Origin of the sequence: Vibrio navarrensis (assembly GCF_000764325.1) — a bacterium.
GTDB lineage: Bacteria > Pseudomonadota > Gammaproteobacteria > Enterobacterales > Vibrionaceae > Vibrio > Vibrio navarrensis.
Window position 1 is genome coordinate 578,566 of the sequence record NZ_JMCG01000002.1, and the last position, 20,613, is coordinate 599,178.

At 51.7% G+C, this 20,613-nt stretch carries 16 protein-coding genes; 6 read left to right on the forward strand and 10 right to left on the reverse strand.

Annotated features, from left to right (window positions below):
- Positions 1–8: 8 nt before the first annotated feature.
- From EA26_RS17030 to EA26_RS17040, 3 genes are all read right to left on the reverse strand, one after another.
- Complete coding sequence (locus EA26_RS17030; protein ID WP_039430330.1) at positions 9–674, reverse strand: ChrR family anti-sigma-E factor; 666 nt, start codon at positions 672–674, stop codon at positions 9–11.
- Complete coding sequence (locus tag EA26_RS17035; RefSeq protein ID WP_039430331.1) at positions 671–1,255, reverse strand: RNA polymerase sigma factor; 585 nt, start codon at positions 1,253–1,255, stop codon at positions 671–673. Before EA26_RS17035 ends, EA26_RS17030 begins: the two co-directional genes overlap by 4 nt.
- Before the next feature lie 107 nt (positions 1,256–1,362).
- Complete coding sequence (locus tag EA26_RS17040; protein ID WP_039430332.1) at positions 1,363–1,947, reverse strand: LON peptidase substrate-binding domain-containing protein; 585 nt, start codon at positions 1,945–1,947, stop codon at positions 1,363–1,365.
- Positions 1,948–2,256: 309 nt separating this feature from the next.
- Here EA26_RS17040 and EA26_RS17045 point away from each other — a divergent pair, with 309 nt between their 5' ends.
- From EA26_RS17045 to csdA, 4 genes are all read left to right on the forward strand, one after another.
- Complete coding sequence (locus tag EA26_RS17045; RefSeq protein WP_039430333.1) at positions 2,257–3,087, forward strand: nucleoside-specific channel-forming Tsx family protein; 831 nt, start codon at positions 2,257–2,259, stop codon at positions 3,085–3,087.
- A 109-nt stretch (positions 3,088–3,196) separates the two neighbouring features.
- Positions 3,197–4,087 (forward strand): 2-dehydropantoate 2-reductase, encoded by an 891-nt coding sequence (gene panE / locus EA26_RS17050; protein ID WP_081947172.1) that lies wholly within the window; start codon positions 3,197–3,199, stop codon positions 4,085–4,087.
- On the forward strand, positions 4,084–4,683 hold the full coding sequence (locus EA26_RS17055; RefSeq protein ID WP_039430334.1) for a DJ-1 family glyoxalase III: 600 nt from the start codon (positions 4,084–4,086) through the stop codon (positions 4,681–4,683). The genes panE and EA26_RS17055 overlap by 4 nt, the downstream gene beginning before the upstream one ends.
- Positions 4,683–5,894: a cysteine desulfurase CsdA gene (gene csdA / locus EA26_RS17060; protein WP_039430335.1), complete on the forward strand. Its 1,212-nt coding sequence runs from the start codon at positions 4,683–4,685 to the stop codon at positions 5,892–5,894. The genes EA26_RS17055 and csdA overlap by 1 nt, the downstream gene beginning before the upstream one ends.
- A 70-nt stretch (positions 5,895–5,964) precedes the next feature.
- Here csdA and csdE read toward each other — a convergent pair whose 3' ends face one another.
- The 4 genes from csdE to EA26_RS17080 all read right to left on the reverse strand — a co-directional run bounded on the left by csdE (position 5,965) and on the right by EA26_RS17080 (position 9,025).
- Positions 5,965–6,399 (reverse strand): cysteine desulfurase sulfur acceptor subunit CsdE, encoded by a 435-nt coding sequence (csdE, locus tag EA26_RS17065; protein WP_039430336.1) that lies wholly within the window; start codon positions 6,397–6,399, stop codon positions 5,965–5,967.
- A 38-nt stretch (positions 6,400–6,437) separates the two neighbouring features.
- Positions 6,438–7,247 (reverse strand): tRNA cyclic N6-threonylcarbamoyladenosine(37) synthase TcdA, encoded by an 810-nt coding sequence (gene tcdA, locus EA26_RS17070; RefSeq protein WP_039430337.1) that lies wholly within the window; start codon positions 7,245–7,247, stop codon positions 6,438–6,440.
- Between the two features lie 82 nt (positions 7,248–7,329).
- Complete coding sequence (gene mltA, locus EA26_RS17075) at positions 7,330–8,433, reverse strand: murein transglycosylase A (protein WP_039430338.1); 1,104 nt, start codon at positions 8,431–8,433, stop codon at positions 7,330–7,332.
- Between the two features lie 118 nt (positions 8,434–8,551).
- Positions 8,552–9,025 (reverse strand): DUF2850 domain-containing protein, encoded by a 474-nt coding sequence (locus EA26_RS17080; RefSeq protein WP_039430339.1) that lies wholly within the window; start codon positions 9,023–9,025, stop codon positions 8,552–8,554.
- A gap of 145 nt (positions 9,026–9,170) precedes the next feature.
- On the opposite strand from EA26_RS17080, the gene argA reads away from it, so the two are divergent.
- Positions 9,171–10,508, forward strand: coding sequence for an amino-acid N-acetyltransferase (gene argA / locus EA26_RS17085; protein WP_039430340.1), 1,338 nt, complete (start codon positions 9,171–9,173; stop codon positions 10,506–10,508).
- 220 nt (positions 10,509–10,728) lie between these two features.
- Positions 10,729–10,911, forward strand: coding sequence for a hypothetical protein (locus EA26_RS17090; RefSeq protein WP_039430341.1), 183 nt, complete (start codon positions 10,729–10,731; stop codon positions 10,909–10,911).
- Positions 10,912–10,976: 65 nt separating this feature from the next.
- Here the strand turns inward: EA26_RS17090 and recD are convergent, their stop codons facing one another.
- The 3 genes from recD to recC form a co-directional block, all read right to left on the reverse strand.
- Positions 10,977–13,091 (reverse strand): exodeoxyribonuclease V subunit alpha, encoded by a 2,115-nt coding sequence (gene recD, locus EA26_RS17095; RefSeq protein WP_052079811.1) that lies wholly within the window; start codon positions 13,089–13,091, stop codon positions 10,977–10,979.
- Positions 13,088–16,711 (reverse strand): exodeoxyribonuclease V subunit beta, encoded by a 3,624-nt coding sequence (gene recB, locus EA26_RS17100; protein ID WP_039430342.1) that lies wholly within the window; start codon positions 16,709–16,711, stop codon positions 13,088–13,090. The genes recD and recB overlap by 4 nt, the downstream gene beginning before the upstream one ends.
- 287 nt (positions 16,712–16,998) lie before the next feature.
- Complete coding sequence (gene recC / locus EA26_RS17105) at positions 16,999–20,469, reverse strand: exodeoxyribonuclease V subunit gamma (protein ID WP_039430343.1); 3,471 nt, start codon at positions 20,467–20,469, stop codon at positions 16,999–17,001.
- Between the last annotated feature and the right edge of the window lie 144 nt (positions 20,470–20,613).

The following is a 20,613-nucleotide window of genomic DNA, read 5'->3' on the forward strand; positions in this document are numbered from 1 at the left end:
TGTGCCTTTTAAGGATACATGCCACGTCCGAACATATTGAAGATACGCGCCACGCCTTGAGTAAACACCATCGGCTCGGTAAGCACCGTCAAACATAAGCAATCGGCATCCGCTTTGGTTCTTGGACTATGCTTGACCGAAGCATCGCGCAGCAAGAAATCTCCGGCTTGGTATTCACCATCTTCATCACTAAAACTGCCGTGCAGCACTAAGGTTGCTTCCAAACCTTTGTGTGTGTGCTGCGGGATCTGCACCCCTTCAGAGATATACATCAGATTGACTCGCGCCTCTTCGCCAAAATCAATTGGTGCGCTGTAGACCTTACCACCGTAGCTTCGCCAGTCGGCCACTAAGTCCGCGTAGCGGCTCAGCGTCTGCGGCAAGATGAAGCGACGGTTTTTGACTGTAACAAATCGGCGATCATAAACTTCGCGAGCATCGGAGCGAATCTGACTGTCCAGCACTTGCTCCAACATGTCAGCAAAATCGATCTCAGCCAGTGGTTCAGAGCTTGGGTCAAACACATTTTGCGCCTGTGCACTTTCCATGTGCGCCACGGCGTTCTGACACTCAGGGCAGGTTTCCAAATGGGTAGCGACCATCAACCCTGTGACCGCGTCAACTTCTCCACAGGCATACGCCTGCAACATGGTAATATCGGGGTGAAAACTCATAACTTATCCGCCTGCATGCTGTGTCTTAACTTCTCTACCGCGAGTCTTAAACGTGACTTGACCGTCCCCAGAGGAATATCGAACATCTCTGCCACTTGCTGTTGTGGTAAATCCTCGATGTACACCGCTTGCAGCACCTCGCGCTGTGCCTTGGGTAGACACTGAAGAAATTTGATCACCTGCTCTTTGAGCAGATCTTGTTCTGGGCTGTAACAATCCACCAAGTCAAGTGGGTAGTAATCGCTCGGCCAAATATCGTCGGCGTGAATGTGCAAATCTTTGCCTTTCTGTTTGCGCAGTAAATCGAAACAAAGGTTGCGAATTATGGTGTAAACCCAAGTAGAGAGCGCACTTTTACTGCCATCAAACAGATGTGCTTTATGCCACACAGTCATCATGGTTTCTTGCACTAACTCCAAAGCAACTTGCTCATTACCCACATGTTTGTAAGCGAAATGACGTAATTTTGGCGCGTAAAAATTGAAGATCACCGCAAAAGCTTGCCGATCTTTCTCTTTCACTCTGTCCATATACGCTGACCAATCTTGCCGGGTCATCGCTTGAGGATTTTCATTCAACATAGCCAGTCCTTTCTGAAGGCGTTATGCTCGCTTTGGGGATATACGTCATTGTCCAGCATGTGGATCAGTGCCATCACGCAAATTTTTCTCGCTTGAATAGGCTTTGCTCAGTGCTTGACGCGTGCACTGTCATCTTCCACCACTTGGCTCAGAAAGTTTAGTCCATTAGAGCAATCGACATGTCCGGCAAATTGTTCAAATTGTTGCACGCTGAGTGGTAAGATTTCCAGCCAACGTTGCGTCACCCAGTTTGCATCAGCGTAGAGCCTTTGCGGGTACAACTCGCCCAACTGAGGAAACTGCGCGTAGACTTGCTCAAGCTGTTTACCAAGGTAGCTCTCTTGCTCTGGTAGCTCGGTTTGCGGCCAAGGTGACAGAGGCTGCACGGTCGCCAAACGCAAACCATCTTCTTCGAGTGCAATTTGCTCGATAGTAAAACGCTGCACGCCCTGCACGGTAATCCCGAGCAGGCCATCCGGCAAGACATCAAAATCGATGATTTTCACCTCTGTACCACACTGGGATAAGGTACTTCGCCCAGCACTCCTATCGACTAAACACATGCCGAAGGTCAAATTATGCTCACAGCAGGTTTTCACCATGCGTTTATATCTTGGCTCAAAAATCCTCAGTTTCATTTTTCCGCTAGGCAACACGGTTGAACTGAGAGGAAAAAGCATTAGTTGCGTCATAGTCACCCCGCTTAAAACTTCTGCAGCTTTCTACGCGCAAACCTTTACCTAGATCACAATGAAGGCAATTTATTAACAACCCTACCTCTCTCTCGCTTTCAACAAAACCCCGCATGCATCCAGATTGATAGTTTTATAAAAGTTCCCGACTTTCGCTTAAAAAGGAGATCAAGATCACCCAAATTGGAGAAAAATTGCACTCACATCACTTTTATTTGAGATTTAAATCGCTATGATGCGCGCAAATCAGAGAACACAAGCACACGAACAGTGTGTCTTAACACCGTTACAAATATAGAGAGTTCCCCTATGCGTAAATCACTTCTAGCTCTTAGCCTTCTAGTGGCCACTTCAGCTCCAGTTATGGCGGCAGATTACTCTGACGGCGATATCCACAAAAACGATTACAAGTGGATGCAGTTCAACTACATGTACTCAATTGATGAGATGCCTCGAGTTAAAGGTGCTGACGACAACACACACGACTACCTAGAAATGGAATTTGGTGGCCGCTCAGGTATCTTCGACCTATATGGCTATGTTGATGTATTCAATATTGCCACTAAAGATAACCAAGATAAGTCAATCAAGAACGGCGCTCCTGACAAGATGTTCATGAAGTTTGCACCACGTATGTCTCTAGATGCGGTGACTGGTAAAGATCTCTCTTTCGGTCCAGTTCAAGAGCTATACATTGCATCTCTAATGGAATGGGGTGGTAACAACGGTGGTGTGAACAACCAAAAAATCGGTCTAGGTTCTGATGTTAATGTGCCTTGGTTGGGTAAAATCGGTCTAAACCTATACAGCACTTACGATGGTAATAAAAAAGATTGGAACGGTTTCCAAATCTCAACCAACTGGTTTAAACCTTTCTACTTCTTTGAAAACGGCTCATTTATCTCTTACCAAGGTTACATTGACTACCAATTTGGCATGAAAGAAGAGTACTCTTCTGCTAGCAGCGGCGGTGCAATGTTTAACGGTTTCTACTGGCACTCAGATCGCTATGCTGTAGGTTACGGCCTAAAAGCATACAAAGACGTTTACGGCGTGAAAGACGGCCAAGACATTGGCGGTGGCTTACAGCTAGAGTCAACAGGCGTGAGCCACTACTTAGCTGTAACTTACAAATTCTAATTGAACTTAGTTGTAATGCAAAAATGGCGCTTTCGAGCGCCATTTTTATTTGCTTTCGCCAATTCCCTCATTATCCTTGCAGCAAATCCTTTTTGATGAAGATGATTTGGTGAACATTGTCATTTTAGGCCCGGGCGCCGTTGGCTCACTTTGGGCGCTCAAATTACAGCAAGCTGGCCACCAAGTGGCACTGTGGGCAAGAGAGAATGCTCCGACACTCTCACTGCAGTTGGCTCAAGGCCCCTTATACTCTTTTGCCAATCAATCGCGTCTGGAGATAGAACAAGCGGATCTGTTGCTTGTCACCGTTAAAGCTTGGCAGGTTGCAGAGGCTTTAGCACCGCTGGTCGATTCCCTTTCAAGCGACACTATAATTATGCTAATGCATAACGGCATGGGCACGGCTGAACAGGTAGCGGCTTTGCTACCGGATAATCCTCTGGTCGTCGCCACCACCACACATGGGGCTTACAAGCCTTCGCGCCAGCAGGTTTTGCACACCGGCTTAGGCACTACCCAACTTGGCGGAGTGAATGCGCTTGGTAAGCAGTGCGCTTTTCTCGCGGACGTGTTTGACCACGCCCTGCCCGCCGCGCACTGGAATGAACATATTGAGCACGCCCTGTGGACCAAACTGGCAATCAATTGCGCCATCAACCCACTCACCGCCATTCATCAATGCAAAAACGGTCAACTGGCAGACGCTCGTTTTGCGCCTATGCTAAGTGAAGTCAGTGCAGAGCTTGCTGCCGTCATGCAACGGGAAGGAATAGCGAGCGATCACGCGCATCTGCTGCGCAGCGTCATGCAGGTAGTAGAGGCAACCGCAGAAAATTACTCCTCCATGCAGCAAGATATCTATTACCAGCGCAAAAGCGAAATTGACTTTATTAACGGTTACTTACTGCGCTGCGCTGCCAAACATCACATTGAAACGCCTCACAATCAAAAACTGTTTGAACAAATCAAACAGATAGAACAGAGCTGGACAACATCATGACAAAACGAATTTTGGTGCCGATTGCACCGGGAACCGAAGAGATGGAAGCGGTCACCGCCATTGATATGATGGTGCGCGCCGGGTATGAGGTGACGGTCGCCAGCGCCGACTTTGAGGGCAACCTCACGATCACAGCGTCGCGCGGCGTGATTTTGGGGGCTCAATGCCGTTTGGTCGACGTCGCCGATGAACCCTTTGACGTAATTATCCTTTCTGGCGGCGTTGCAGGTGCTGAGGCGTTTCGCGACAGTCCACTGTTGCTAGAGATGATCAAACAGCATATGTACGAAGGCAAACTGCTGGCAGCAATTTGCGCCGCGCCTGCACTGGTATTGCAGCACCACAATCTATACCCCAAGGCGCTCATGACCTGTCACCCCAACTTTCGCGCGCACATCCCACAAGATAACTGGCGCGCCAAACGGGTGACTTACGATGTCAACCACAATCTGCTCACCAGCCAAGGGCCCGGGACTGCGTTGGAATTTGCTATGGAAATCATCATTCTGCTTTCCGGCAAACAACATGCTCGCCAAGTCGCTGAGCCGATGGTGACGGTTCCAGTACTGAACTACCACAAGCTGGGTGAAGAGTGATGTTTGACGTCGATTCGGTACGCGCGCAATTTCCCGCGCTGCAACAAAGCGTCCATGGCTCACCGCTGGTCTATCTGGACAGCGCAGCTACAACGCAAAAACCTCAATGTGTGATTGATGCCATCAGCCACTACTACAGCCGACACAATGCCAATGTGCATCGCGGTAGCCACAGTTTAACCGCCGAGGCCACCAGCCAGTTTGAGCAGGCAAGGCATAGCGTCGCTCAGTTTATCGGCGCGCAAATTGACCAAGAGATCATCTGGACACGCGGCGCCACCGAAGCGCTCAATTTGATCGCCCAGACCTATGCGCGCAGCACTTTGCAACCCGGTGATGAGATTTTGGTTGGTGAGATGGAGCATCACGCCAATATCGTCCCGTGGCAAATGGTCGCCGAGCAAACGGGGGCAAAAGTGGTGAAAATCCCCATGACTCAAGATTGCCAATGGGACATGGCCGCCTTTTCGCAGCGTTTAAGCAACCGATGTAAAATCGTTGCCGTGGCGCAAATCACTAACGTCACCGCTAGCCGTCAACCGATTGAATCGATCATCGCACTTACCCACCAAGTGGGGGCCGTTGTGGTGGTCGACGGTGCGCAAGGCATAGTGCACGAACCCGTAAAAGTCGCCGAATTAAACGCCGACTTTTACGTTTTTTCAGGGCATAAACTTTACGCCCCCGCAGGTATTGGCGTTTTGTATGGCAAGCTCGCCCTACTGGAAGCGATGCCACCCTGGCATGGCGGCGGGAAAATGGTAGAGAGGGTGTCGTTTGACAAAACGACGTTTTCCGCTTTGCCGGGCAAATTTGAGGCAGGCACGCCCAACGTCGCGGGGGCACTTGCCCTAGCGAAAGCGATTGAGTGGTATCAGGGCTTTGAGCGCCAAGAGGTCGAAGCGCATTTGCATCAGTTGCAATCCGCGGCGTATCAAGCGCTGGTCAACATCGATGATATTCGTGTGCTCGGTTACCAAGCGAATGCGTCGGTACTAACTTTTGTCGTCGACGGCGTACACCATCAAGACATCGCCACTTTGCTCGACCAGCAAGGCATTGCGGTGCGTGCAGGCCACCACTGCGCCCATCCTTTGATGGACGCGCTGGGCGTCTCGGGCACTGTGCGGGTGTCGTTTGCGATTTACAACACCATGGATGATGTTGAGCGTTTCATCAATGCGGTGAAAAAAGCACTCGAGTTGTTGTGAGGAAGAGGGAGGGACTAGGTGCTAGGTGCTAGGTGCTAGGTAGCGAGTCTCTCCTTTGTCGAGGAGTTGTCTAGTCGGCTTGAACTTGCTGTTTGATCTGCTCCACAATCGCTTTTAGCCCGTTGCCACGCGACGGGCTAAGGTGAGCAATCAAACCCAGTTTGGCAAAGTAGTCATCAATATCAAAGGCCAAAATCTGCTCGGCGCTCTTGCCGTCAAAAGCGGCCATCACCAGCGCAATCAAGCCACGCACAATGCGTGCGTCTGAATCGGCGCAGAAGTACCAACGTCCATCCCGCTGCTGGCTCAAGAGCCAAACTTGGCTTTCGCAGCCAGCCACCGTGATTTGCGCCGATTTTAGCGCTTCAGACATCACTGGCAGCTGTTTGCCCCACAAAATCACCTGACGATAGCGATCTTCCCAACCAGAGAAACCTTGCATCACCGACACAATCTCATCGCTGTTGATCTCATGACCAAAAGGGGAAGCGGGAAAATCAGACATGGTGAGGCTCCTAATATTGCAGGGACATTGAGACAAAATTACTGTTTGTGCTTTTGGATTAACTTTTCCACGATGCGCGCCACGGCGACAAAAGCAAACGAGGCCGTGACCACCGTCGCCGCGCCAAAACCACTGGCACAGTCCATCCGTTTTGGTCCTTCAGCGCTCGATTTCACCGCGCAAACAGACCCATCCGCTTGCGGATATTTCAACTGCTCGGTGGAAAACACGCAGTCTATGCCAAACTTACGCGCCGGATTTTTCGGGAAGTTATGATGGCGACGCAAAGTATCTTTGATCTTTTTCGCCAGCGGATCTTGAATCGTCTTGGTCAAATCCGCCACTTGGATTTGGGTCGGATCCACTTGTCCACCCGCACCGCCAATGGTGATCACTTTGATTTTGTTGCTGCGACAGTATGCCAGCAGCGACGCTTTGGCTTTGACACTGTCAATCGCATCCAGCACGTAATCGAACGATTTGCTGAGATACTGGTGCTGATTGTCGGGCGTAATGAAATCGTCAATCAGGTTCACTTTGCACTCTGGGTTGATCAGCTTGACCCGCTCAGCCATCACTTCGATTTTACTCTGCCCGATGGTACCGCTCATCGCATGAATTTGGCGGTTAATGTTGGTTACACATACATCATCCATATCGATCAGCGTCAGCTCGCCAATCCCCGTTCGCGCTAACGCTTCGACCGCCCAAGAGCCGACTCCGCCAATACCAATCACGCACACGTGCGCGGCGCGAAGTATCTCTACTTCACTGTTGCCATACAAACGACGCGTGCCACCAAATCGTTGGTTGTAGCTATCAGAGGCTGGGGTATCGAGTTCGCGCATAATCTAAGTTCCAAAGCTCGCCAGAAAAACAAAGAGTGCGATTTATACGCACTCTAAGAGGAAATGTCCAGATGAGGAAAAGCTATTGTAGCTTTTCCGGTGGCATTGCCCAAGGGGCTTGCGTTGGCGTGCCTTCCAAACCCAATTTCCATACTCGGCCAAAATGTTTGTAGTGGCCCGCTTCCGTTCCCGCTCGCGGCCCCATGCCATGATAGAGGTCAAGGTGGTTTTGTTTCACCGCCCCGCCCGTATCGAGCACGATCAGCAGGCGCAATTGATGAGCCCCACTCCAAGTGCCATCAGTGTTGAGCAGCGGTACTTCAGCCAAAATCGGCGTGCCCATCGGGAAAATGGAACGATCGCCGGCAACCGAAGCCATCGGCAGCAGAGGGATCCCAGCCGTTCCCGTCACAGGCGCTGCGGCGCGCGGCGCAAAAAAGACAAAAGAAGGGTTCTGTTCGAGCAGTTCTCGCACGCTGGCTTCATCGTTACGCAGTACCCAATCTTTGATCGCCTTGAGCGACATTTTTTCTCGTGCCACTTCGCCGCGTTCAATCAACACCTTACCAATGCTGACGTACGCTTTGTTGTTTTTCCCGGCATAAGCGAAATATTCCAGCGTATCGTCGTCACCAAAATGAACAAAGCCGCTGCCTTGCACTTCCATGATAAACGGATCGATCAAGTTCTCTGCGTAACCAAGCTCCAATCCTTGTCCTTGCAGCGCACCAGCATAAATTTGCGCGCGGGTCGGACAATCTTCACTACACTCCGGTTTGCGGTAAACGGGATAGCGAAAACGCTCATCAGGCTGATGGCGAAGCTCCATCACCGGAGAAAAATAGCCAGTAAACAATACATTGCCTTGCTTATCTCCACCGCCGAGCTGTGCGGTTTGAATGCCAAACGCGCTCAGCTCACTCGGCTCGCCGCTTTGCAACACCCATTCATTGAGTTTTTCGTACAGTGGTTGATAGAGCGCCGCCAGCGATGGAGAGTTGCTCACTACCGCCTCAGACTGGCGGGCAAATTCGGTAAAATCGCGCGGTTTGCTTGAGTTGACTTGCTCGACTTTATTGAGCGGATCGGCGAACTCGCCATCAAGATACTGCTGAGCCCGATCGGTTGGCTGCGCACAGCCAAACAGAAGTAAAGAAGCAAACAGAGGAAAGGAAGGTTTTAGCACACGTTATCATCCATCAATCAAGGTGAAGTGAAGGATGGCAAACTCACGCCACAAGCGCAATGGAAAAGGCGTAACCGACTGTGAGACTGACACAAATCTGACCCGATAGGATTGGCAACTAACGTAAAGAGAGATTTTGCCGCCCTTCTAAGCGGAAGATAGGCAAGTAGTGATCGTTGGAATCCAGCTTCATCTCAACGTATTGCTGCTGACCTAAAATACGAAAGCGGCGCTCTTTTCCCCCGGTTTGGTAGGAAAAGTATTTACCATCGAACTCGAAACTGGTCGCCACCACCGAGCCGTTTGACGTCACCCCTTCCGCACTGAGCTCAAACACTTCACGGTCATAATGGGGCACATCTTGTTCCACCCACTTGCCATAAATCAGGCTTTTCGGCAGCGGTGGATTAATCGCGCGCGAAATCAAATCACCATACAAAAACAGCACCACCACCGTTCCTATCAGGGCTATCCCCATCAGGACTCGCTCCACAATTTTGCGCTGCTTACGCTTTTTCGCATCCATCTCCATTGCGGTATCTAAGTCGGTTTGATTCTTCTTAACAGTCGGCGGCATCTTGTTATCTTTCATTAATAGAACCCGGCTATATTACACCTCTGGTCGTGCTGAACAATCACGCAGATCAATAGTTGCTATCTCAACAAAAAAAACACCTTGCTAAAATAAAAATAAAAAGACAGAATTTGTGCATAAAAAATCACAAGGAAATCCAATTGTGAAAATTCGCAGCACCGCTCTCGTAAAAGGTTTTAGACAGTCTACTCCTTATGTCAACGCTCACCGTGGCAAAACCATGGTGATTTTGCTCAGTGGGGAAGCGATTGAAGATAAGAACTTTGGCAACATAATTAATGATATAGCATTAATGCACAGTCTCGGCGTGAAGATTGTTCTGGTTTATGGTGCCAGACCACAAATCAATCACTTACTGGAGAAGCAAGCGTGCCAAACACCGTATCATAAAAACATTCGCGTGACTGATGAAAACACCATTTCGGTAGTTATGCAGGCAGCAGGACAACTGCAACTGGCGATAACCGCCAGCCTGTCAATGAGCCTCAACAACACGCCCATGGCGGGCACTCAACTGAATGTGGTGAGCGGCAACTTTGTCATCGCCCAGCCGCTTGGCGTGGATGATGGCGTCGATTACTGCCACAGCGGGCGTATCCGTCGTATCGATACCGAAGCGATCAATGGCTCACTCAGTCAAGGATCAATTGTGCTGCTTGGTCCGATTGCCAGCTCGGTGACAGGCGAATGTTTTAACTTGCTATCGGAAGAGGTCGCCACTCAGGTCGCGATTCGCCTCAATGCCGATAAGCTGATCGGCTTTTGTTCCGAGCAAGGAGTGATCGATGAGAACGGCAATGCGGTTGCTGAGCTGTTCCCAAGTGAAGCGGACGCGGTGATCAAAAAGCTGTCGCAAGATGTCGATCTCAGCAGTGATTTTAGCTCAGGTACATTGCGCTTTCTCAAAGGAGCGGTGGCCGCGTGTCGTGCGGGAGTCCCCCGCAGCCACCTGATCAGTTACAAGATAGATGGTGCATTGATCCAAGAACTGTTCTCGTTTGACGGCATCGGTACACAAGTGGTGATGGCCAGCTCTGAGCAGGTTCGTCAGGCAGATATTGACGATATCGGTGGCATTTTGGATCTGATTCGCCCGCTGGAAGAGCAAGGCATCTTGGTGAGACGCTCGCGCGAGCAGTTAGAGCAAGAGGTCGAACGTTTTACCATCATAGAGAAAGATGGCCTGATCATCGGCTGCGCGGCACTTTATCCTTATATTGAAGAGAAAATGGCGGAAATGGCTTGCGTGGCGATTCATCCCGATTATCGCGATGGCAACCGTGGCTTGATGTTACTTAACCACATGAAACATAAATCAAAACCAATCGGCATTCAGCAGATCTTTGTTCTGACCACCCACAGCGTGCACTGGTTTAGAGAACAAGGTTTTTATGAGATTGGCGTTGATTCTCTGCCGATGGCGAAGAAAAACCTCTACAACTATCAGCGCCGTTCTAAGATCTTAGCGCTGCATTTGTAGAGCTTCCTACTGGCAAAAGCGTGAAATCCGATATGCAATGCTTTACATTATTTTTGCTCACATTTTGTTCTTTTTTTAATCAGCGCACTGCTTTATAATGCGCGCCATTCAGGAATACCACCTGAACCAAGGACATCGGAAATACACCATTGCACGGAATGCTCGATTGATTACTTAACCGCCGTCAGTAGGCCACGGCTAAGCAATAAAGAGCACTAATATGAAAACCGTTATTTGTAATTCGTTGCAAAGCTTCTGGGATATGGCAGATAACCAGTTTCTAGAAGGTCTGGATGTTCACTGTGTTTTCCCAGTGAACGCCGCGTTAAAAGAGTTCATCATGAACTACCAACAGCAATACCGAATTCGCAGCATCACTTTCACTAAAGCGTTTCATGCTTAAACAGTTTTACAAGGCCGGGGTTATCCCGGCCTTGTTGCATCTGTGCGATACACGGTGACAACGGCCTATCCTTGCAAGCGCTCCACCAAGCCACTCGCCCGCTGAGTGCGGACACGAATCGCTCGCTTGAGCACTTGGCCGTCGGCATATAGCGCCAGTTTTTTCTTTGCTCGAGTAATACCGGTGTAAATCAGCTCCCGTGTCAGGATCGGGCTAAACTCTGCTGGCAGCACCATCAGTGTGAAGTCAAATTCACTGCCCTGCGATTTATGAATGGTCATGGCATAGGCCGTTTCATGTTCGGGGACACGGCTCGGTAAGATCGCTTTCATGCTACCGTCAGGCAGTTCAAAAAAGACTTTCAAGCGCGCTTCGCCCTCACTCTCATCACGCATACAAATGCCAATATCGCCATTGTACAAGCCCAGCGCATGGTCGTTACGCGTCACCATCACAGGGCGACCGTGGTACCAAAGTTCGTCTTGAGTGCGGATCAACTTGCGCGCCGCAAGTGCTTTTTCAATCCGTTGGTTAAGCCCGCTGACACCAAAATCGCCCTCACGCAGCGCACACAATAAGCGGCATTGATTGAACAGCGCCAAGACTACTTTAGCCTTTTCGGCACTGCTTTCGCTCTCCCCCGTCACCGGGCTGAGCTGAGTCTCTTGCAGGCGTGCGAGATAGCGGCCATATTCGCTAACCAGCGTTTGTATCATCTGATGGTAGTTCTGCGCATTGAGATCCCAGTGGGTAATGTCACTCATCTCTCGCTGCCACACTTGATCCACCGCGTGCGCATCCCCCGCGTTAACTGCCCGCGCCAACTGACCAATCCCTGAACGGGCATCAAAGCGAAAGCTTTTTTGCAACATGCATAAGCTGTCTGCAATCGACACTTTGCTGCGCCCCAGCGAAGTTAAGCTGGCAAAGCCAGTCAAACGCACCAACGCGCTCGCTTGCTCCGGGCTGTAACCGGTGTGAGAAAAGGAGCAAATATCTCCCAGCACTGCGCCCGCTTCCACCGAGGCGAGCTGATCTTTATCGCCAAGCAAAATCACTCTAGCCTGCTTGGGCAAGGCATCGATCACTTTGTACATCATGGATAAATCCACCATGGACGCTTCATCAATCACCAACACATCCAGATGTAGCGGGTTTTTACTGTGATGACGAAATTCGGCGCTGCCGGGAATCGCGCCCAGTAAGCGGTGTAAGGTTGACGATTCGGTCGGAATTTTGTTTTTCAATTCAGGGGAGACAGGCAGAGCCGATACCGCTTTGCCGATCGACTCCGTCAGGCGAGCGGCCGCTTTTCCGGTCGGAGCCACCAGTTTGATGGTGAGATCGTAACCGCCAGCTTGCTCAATCAGGGCCGCCAAAAGTTTACATACTGTGGTGGTTTTACCCGTCCCCGGCCCGCCGGAAATCACTGTAAAACGACGCGTTAACGCCACCGCAGCCGCCACTTTTTGCCAGTTGAGGCAGACACTTTGCGCCACCAAACTATCCAAGGCGCTGAGCTCATCGACCTTAGTCGCTGCCGCGACTACGCGCTCAATCGCCGCCCAGTCAAGCTGACTTGCATTCACCACATCCAGATGGTCGCACACCAACTGTTGGCGCAGGCCTGCCGAGTCCGTACTTTCGTTGCGGCCACGCAGCAGCGCCTCAAGCAAAAAGCGATAATCACGCGCAAACAAGTGATCGAGCAAATTGGCCAGTTTTTTCATCTCTTCAGCGTCTAAACTTACCGCGCTACTGAGCTGGTTGAGCTTGGCCGCAACCATCACTTCATAGTGCCAGTAGCGTTGTAAATAGAGTCGCTGCCCATCAAAGATCAGCGGTAAAGCCTCATGGCTCTCGCCGACAATTGGCGATGCTTTGAGCTTTTCGGCCCAATCAATCGACGCCAACTGAGTATTCAGCGCTTGCGCCGCCTCACCGTATAAACCCAAGCGCGTCGCGATATCAAGGCCCTGCCCGTGTGAATCGATTAATGGCAAACAGATATGACCACGCCCCACTTCCGCGCTGGCCAGCGCCGCTAACAGCGCCAGTTCCTCATCGTCACTTTGCGAGGCAATCAAACGGGCGAACTGGTAATCAAGCTGGCGCAGACTGCCTTGCTTGGCAAGGTCGGCAAGTAATGGCAAAAAATGCATCGCGGAATGGGCGCTCATAGTAACTCCATCTGACCAGGTTGACTGCTGGCTGGCTCTTGCGGCTCCTGACCATCCAGCAGACGATCCATTTGTTGTAAAAACGCCAGCGAAGGGCGCGCCGAAAAGATGCCGCTGCCACTTTTGCCATCCATGCCACGCAGAAACAGGTAGTAGACACCTCCAAAGTGACGCTGGTAATCGTAATCCGCTACTCGGCTACGTAAAAAGCGGTGCAGCGCCAAGGCATAAATCTGGTATTGCAAATCATAACGGTGATCGACCATCGCCCCTTTGAGCGCTTCGCCGTGATAAAAGTGCGTCGCATCGCCTAAGTGGTTGGATTTCCAGTCGAGTACGTAATAGCGTCCTTTGTGTTCAAACACTAAGTCAATAAAGCCTTTGAGCATGCCTTGCACCGTTTGAAAACCGAGGTCGCCAGCTTGGGCAGAGAGCGGATCGTGCCGCTGGCAAACACGATTGAGCGCGGCGGCGCTCAGCACTTCGATGGGGAGAAAGAACTCCATCTCGACCAAACGCTGACTAGGCGCTTTGTCTCGCAGGCGCAGCGCTTTGCCATCCAGCGGCGTCTCCAGCACAGTATCAATTAAGCGTTGCAGTACGGGTAACCAATCACTATCAATCTGCTCTTGCGCCATCAGCTCTGAGATGACTTGGGTATTGTGCTCTGATGTGGCTGGCTCGGTAAATTCCACCTCTTCAAACAGGGCATGCAAAAACGTGCCCGGACGGGCGCCGCGAGGGAAATTAAAAATGTTTTTCTCCACTTCCAGCACCGCGCTCTCATCTCGCTCCGCCGACGAGTCGATATCAAAGCCGCCGAGTTCCAAACTGGCATCGTACTCACTGTGCTGCGATCCTTGTTTGACCAAGGCAGAATAACTGGTCATGCGCCACAGACGATCAATCGGCGTGTGCAGCTCTCGCGCCGCAAGCGCACCAACGGGCTGCGCACTGGGCTGAAATTTTTCCTCCGGCAGCGGCAACGGCGCGCAAACTTCGATGCACGCCAGCGCCGTTTTTTGCTGCAACAGCGCCGCGGTGAGATCGGCAATACCGCCCTGTTGACCATTTTGCAACAGATAGCCCATGGCACTTTGATGTACCCCTGTCGGCTCTTTGGTCGAGCGACCATTGCGCAGCGGCGCGCTACCGATGAAACAGCCATACACGGCGCGGGTCAGCGCCACATAGATCAGGCGCAAATCTTCGGCCAAGCGCTCTTTGTCTGCCTGCTTTAACGCCGCTTCGTGGCGGGTGATATCCAACACCGTAGTGTCACTGTGCGCGTCGTAATATTTCGCTTCATTCGCCTCTCGGGCAGCAAAAACAAACGGCAGAAACACCAGATCGTATTCCAGCCCTTTCGATTTGTGGATGGTGACGATCTGCACCAAATTCCGTTCTGATTCCAAGCGCTGGATCTGCTCGTCACTGCCGCCCATGCCCATTTGTGCATCGCTAATCGCCTGCGCCAACCAGCGCAGCAAACCATGGTCACTGTCGAGCTCACCACTGGCTTGCTGCAACAGCTCACCAATGTGCATCAGGTCAGTTAGTACTCGCTCACCGTTCTCTTCACCGAGTAAGCGCTCTGCGACGTGGCGCTTAGCCATCACCGAACGCAGCATAGGCAGCACGCCACGCTGCTGCCACAGGCGACGGTACTCGCGAAATTCATTCAACGCCGTATCCCAAGCCAACTCGTCATTGTTCAGCGCATCAAGCGTGGCGGCGTCTAAAGCAAACAGCTCAGACGCCAGCGAAGCGCGCAGCGCGCGATCGTTGTCTGGGGTTAACACCGCTTGCAAAAGACGCTGGATGTCCTGCGCAACCGGGCTAAGAAAAACGCTGTCACGATTGGAGAGATAGACACTGGCGATGCCCTGCTCTGCCAATGCTTTTTTGATCAAACGTCCTTCACTCCCCGTTCTGACCAGCACCGCAATGTTGCCCGGCAAAATGGCTTTTCGCTCCTCTCCGCGCTGCAGCCAAGCATGGCCTTGTTGCGACTGGCTGAGCACTTGCTGAATTTGACTCGCGCTCGACGCGGCCATCACTTGCTGGTACTCGCCCTTGCTAACCGGGCCTTGCTGCGCCTCTTGTAACCAGTAAGTGAGCGCAGGTTGCTTTTGACCACCCATGATCCAAAAGCGATGCTCCGCCCCCGGGCTGGCGCTAACGGGCAGAAAGGGAATGTCTTGATCGTAGATAAACGGGCTATCCGGCCGTTGGAACACCTGATTAACCGCCTGCACCATCTCGGCACTCGATCGCCAGTTGGTACCAAGCGTATAGTGAGCACTCACTTGATTACGCGCTTTGATGTAGGTGAAGATGTCTGCACCACGAAAGCCGTAAATGGCCTGCTTAGGATCGCCAATCATAAACAGACCGCACTCGGGATGGTTGAGATAGATACGGCTGAAAATGCTGTATTGCAGCGGGTCGGTGTCCTGAAACTCGTCAATCATCGCCACCGGATAGAGGGTGCGAATTCGGCTGCCGAGCAAATCTTGCTCATCATTATCGATTGCTGCGGATAGCTGGGTGAGCAAGTCATCAAAAGAGAGCCACTGCTTCTGCATTTTGGCTTTCGCCAGCCAAGTGCGGCACTGCGCAATCGCATGAGCCAGCAGCGGCGCTTTTAAACTGATCGGCTGAGCAAGAAAGGCATCAATAGCGAGAAAAATCTCATGCTCGGGCACTACGCCCTGCGGCGTTTTCTCTGCCAGTTCGGTTTGTGAGAACTTGACCAACTTGTCCGGAAAATCGTAGCTGCTGGTTTCACTCGCTGCCCACTGATTGACGGTGGCAAGCCATTCAGGCAGCGATTTTTTGCTGTAACTGCGTTTATTGACATCGGACGCCGAAATCAAAGGCATGAGGTCGTCTTGCACCGCGCGCCAACGCGCTTTTAAATCGGCGATTTTTTCTAGATTGGCTTGATGCAATTCGGCCAAGCTGCCAGTCATCGGCGCTACTGTCAGTTTGAGCGGCGCGCCCGTTAAGTAGCGGCCAATCTCGGCGAGCAGTGCCGCTGGCGAGCTCCACAATTGGCGCACTTCCGCGGCCAAAGCCTGCGGTAAAGGATAGAAATTGCGTCGCCAGTAATCGGCGACCACCTGCGCTTTGAGCTGACTTTCATCGGTAACGAACTCATTGTTGAAACGACTACCAGACTCAAACGCGTTTTGCGACAACATGCGCTGACAAAAACCGTGAATGGTATACACCGCGGCCTCGTCCATTTGCCGTTCTGCTTGCAACAAGATCTGCGCGGCCTGACGATGATCATCAATCTCGGCCAACAGCGGCTTGATCACCGCATCATCACTTTGCCCACGGGCAAACGCCAATCTTGCGGCATGAATGCGCGCGCGGATGCGATCACGCAGTTCGGCCGTGGCCGCTTCGGTAAAAGTCACCACCAGAATTTGATCGACGGTTAACGGCACGCGGTGGCGGGTATCGTCACTGCCGTGACCGAGCAGCAAGCGCAAATAGAGGCCCGCGATGGTGAAGGTTTTGCCCGTTCCGGCAGACGCTTCAATCAAGCGCGCGCCATGCAAGGGAAACTGCATGGTGTGCAAAGGAATGGCGACAGGCTTGTCAGTCATCGGCGTAATATCTCCGGATTATCTGCTAATCGAACTGTGATCAAACATCAAAAATTCTATGAATAAATGCAAAGTGTATAAATATTAGGATGTTGTGAGATCTCACTCACGGAACCTCTGCACTGCTCTGGTTAGTATGCGCTTCATGAGCTCTGCCGTACTGTTAACGGTATTCTCCATCGAATCGTGGTCCCTCTGACCTCGTGGCCGTACAGCGAACGCCCTACACCAATAATGATTTTCTGGCGGCCACTCTACTCTTGCACTTTTCATCATCACCCGTACTGTCAAGACGCATCCTCGCCGTCAACCACACTGAGCCTTGCTCCTTGCAACACTAAACTACTGAGCAGACGAACTTCATGCGCCAGCGTTTCGTTCCACTGCGGCCAGATGCGCGCAATATAGACATCACTGCCCTCACCCGCGCCTAAAAAGCCATCGTTAAAGGTATCGGCCATTTTTTTGTGGGCTTTTTCTTGGTCATCAACCCACTGGCCGCGGTTAAAGCCAGCTTCAATCGCCGCCAAGGCGGTGTGCGGGAAATAGGCTAAGGGGCGATTCATCCCTTCGACAAACAGACGCACCAGCTCGGCAAGCAAGGCTTTGGCTTGCTCTGGTTGATCCTGCGCTGGGTAGATAAGATGCTGCACGCCCTCTTTGCGATCGTAACCAATCAGGTGTGTCGGCTGAGCCAAACCACTGGCGGACATCGCTAGGTGATCTATCCAGCCAGCCAAATAATCCTGTGCGCGGATCCGGCCACTGCGGTAACGTATCAAGCCACATTGATAGTGACGCGTTAACCAGCCCGTTAAGCGGATCGGCTTGCCTTCGCCCAGCAGATCAAAGCTCAAATCGATCTCGATGTCTTCCTGTTCGCGCACTGCGAGAAAGGTCAATTTGTCCACCAGCGCTTCTGCTTGAGCACGGTTAGCGGCAAACTCGATTTCACCAAAAGCTCCAACGGGCAAATGGCCGCAAGCTCGCTGCTGTTGTAAAAACTGTTCAATCACCGCTTGTGGATCTTGCTGAGCCACACTCGCTTCAAGCAAGCGGTCAAGGAGCTCATCACGCAATTGAAAGCTGCTGAGTCCGTCGAGAGTAAAAGGCTCATCATCTTCCATCACCGGAAGCGGCGGTTCAAACAGGACTTTTAAGCGGCGATTGAAAAAATACTGGACCGGCAAGCGCCAGAAACGTTGTAGCTCAACCAGATCCAGCTCGTAAGGAAAATTTATCCCCAACCAATAGTCATCCAATGCACGTAAAAATGCGCCGCGGCTTTGATTGAGTGAAGTTTGGCTTTGCAACTGCGCGGCCGGGATCCACTCTTTGGCGTAGCTGCTCATCTTACCTTGAAACGCGCTAGGGCTGAACGGCACCAAAGGATGATGAGTTTGTAAGCTGCGCACCAAACGCTCACCGGAAGCATCCACCGCCAGCGCTTCATCGCCCGCCAAACAGTAGTTTTGCTGGCAATATTCCAGCAGTTCAGAGACCAGCACCGAAGGCACCCGCTCGCTGTTATCTTGCACCGAGCGCCCCACATAGCTGATGTACAGTGTCTGCTGCGCAGAGAGCAAGGCTTCGAGGAACAGATAACGGTCGTCATCGCGGCGTGAGCGATCGCCCGGCCGAGCGCGGCCGTTCATCAGATCAAAGCCTTCCGGCGGCACCGTGCGCGGATAAACGCCATCGTTCATGCCGAGCAAACAAACGGTGCGAAACGGGATAGAACGCATCGGCATAAGAGTACAAAAGTTGACTTGTCCGGCGAGAAAACGTTGGCTGACCCGCGTGCCCGACAGTTTGTTGTGCAAGTATTCACTCACCACCGCCGGCGACAAGTCCGCGCTAAATGCGGCATCGCTCAACTGCTCTTTCAGTTGCGTTAAAGTGTCACGAATCGACTTAAGCGCCATTTCTCCATCCAGATCGACCTGAAAGAAATCATCCAGCAAGGCATTCAAAGCGTCACGCCAGCCATCCACTTGGAGGTTTTGCGCTAATTTGCTGCGATATTCGCTAATTTTTTGAATAAAATGGCTCAGTTTTCCTGCCAGCTCAGCACCCATTCCTTGCACCTCGTTGTAAGGTGCAATCAGACCGCTACGCGATTGAAATAAGCCCGCTGTGTCGGCCATGGCATAACCGAGCAACATGCGACGAATGCCAAACTGCCAGGTATTTTGCTCGGTTTGCGGCAGTTCGAACTCGCCGCCCGTGCGCTCATCCAGCCCCCAGCGAATGCCGGACGCTTCGACCCACTGCTTGGCTTGCAGAAAATCCTCATCACTGAGTGCGAAACGGCGCAAAATCGCCGGCGTTTCCAGAAGTTCGAGCAGTTCTGAGGCTAAACAGCGCGCTTGAGGTAAGTTCAGCAACTGTAGAAAAGCGCTCAAAATCGGGCTTTCCTGCGCGGCGCTGCGGTCTGAAATCGAATACGGAATGAAACGCTCGCCCGGCGCGTTACCAAACACCGCCTGAATAGCCGGGCTGTAGGCGTTGATGTCGGCTACCATGACGATAATGTCGCGCGGTTTTAGACTGGGATCAGCGTCAAACATCGCTAGCAAACGGTCGTGCAGCACTTCCACTTCCCGCATAGGGCTGTGGCAAACATGCAGTGACAATGACTGATCACCCAGTGAAACCACCTGTTTGTGCCCGCTATGGTCGAGTTGATGGTCGTCTTGGTGCTCTTCTAAATTAAGAATGTCCGCTTGCAACTGATGCAGCAGAGTATCGCGTTCCACCTCAACAAACGCTTCAATCTCATGGGATTCGAGCTGCGAGAGCAGATACAGGTTATCGCGCCCCAATTTGCCCATCGAGGCGAGCAAACTGTTACCAACCATTTGGCTATGCAGTTCATCGGCAAGATTATCTTCAATCGAGCCTTTCAACTGCCCATTTTCACCCAGCGCTTGTGAATGGTCTTGTTGCCACACTAGATGCTGACGATGCTTGGCCGCCAAGCGAGCGAGAAACTTGCGATCGCGCACGTCTCCCCAGTAGTAACGACAAGGGTTGGTGAACATCAGATGCACATCGATATGCTCTCCAAGCGCTTTAAGCGCATCGAGATAGCGCGGCGGCAGCGACGAAATACCAAACACAAACAGCCGTTCGGGCAGTTGTTCAAAAGTTGCCGATGACGCTTGCAGAGCGTGAATAAAGTCTTGATAGAGGTTGGCACGATGGTAGGGCGATTGCCCTAACGCCAAGGTGTGCTGATAAAGCGCCTGCCAAAGCGGCGCTTGCCAAGGGTGCTCATCCGCAATTTCCTCTACCGCTTGCCCTGCCTCCCACTTGGCGATCCACTCGGGACGATAGACCAAGTAACCATCGAAAATATCGGCGATTTTCTCGGCCAGCTGGTAGAGCCGACTATGGTCCTCATCTTGCTGTAAATAACGTGCTAATGGTTCGAACGCCGCTTGCCCTAGCATACTCGGTAGCAATTGCATCAGTTTCCAAGTCATGGCTTCTTTGTTAAATGCGCTGCGCTTGGGCACGTCCGGCAGCACCTTGGTAAACATCTCCCAGATAAACGTTGCCGGCAGCGGAAACTCAATATTCGCCGCTACACCAAACTCTTTGGCCAGCTCAATTTTTAGCCACTGCGACATGCCGGGGCTTTGAACCAAGATACGCTCTTGCGTGAACGGGTTTTGCAGCGGCTCTCGGCGGATCAGTTCCACCAACAGAGATTTAAGAACATCAACCTGATTGGAGTGATAAACAGTAAACAAAATAAGGCTTCCGAGCAGTAAGCGTGACTGTGCCTAAGCTTAACATATGCCTGCAAAATCAAGCACCGCTGTAACTCACTGATTTACTAAATGGTTATAACGCATTCCATACAAATTTCTTTAGCTGTCCAAGTGGACTGTAAA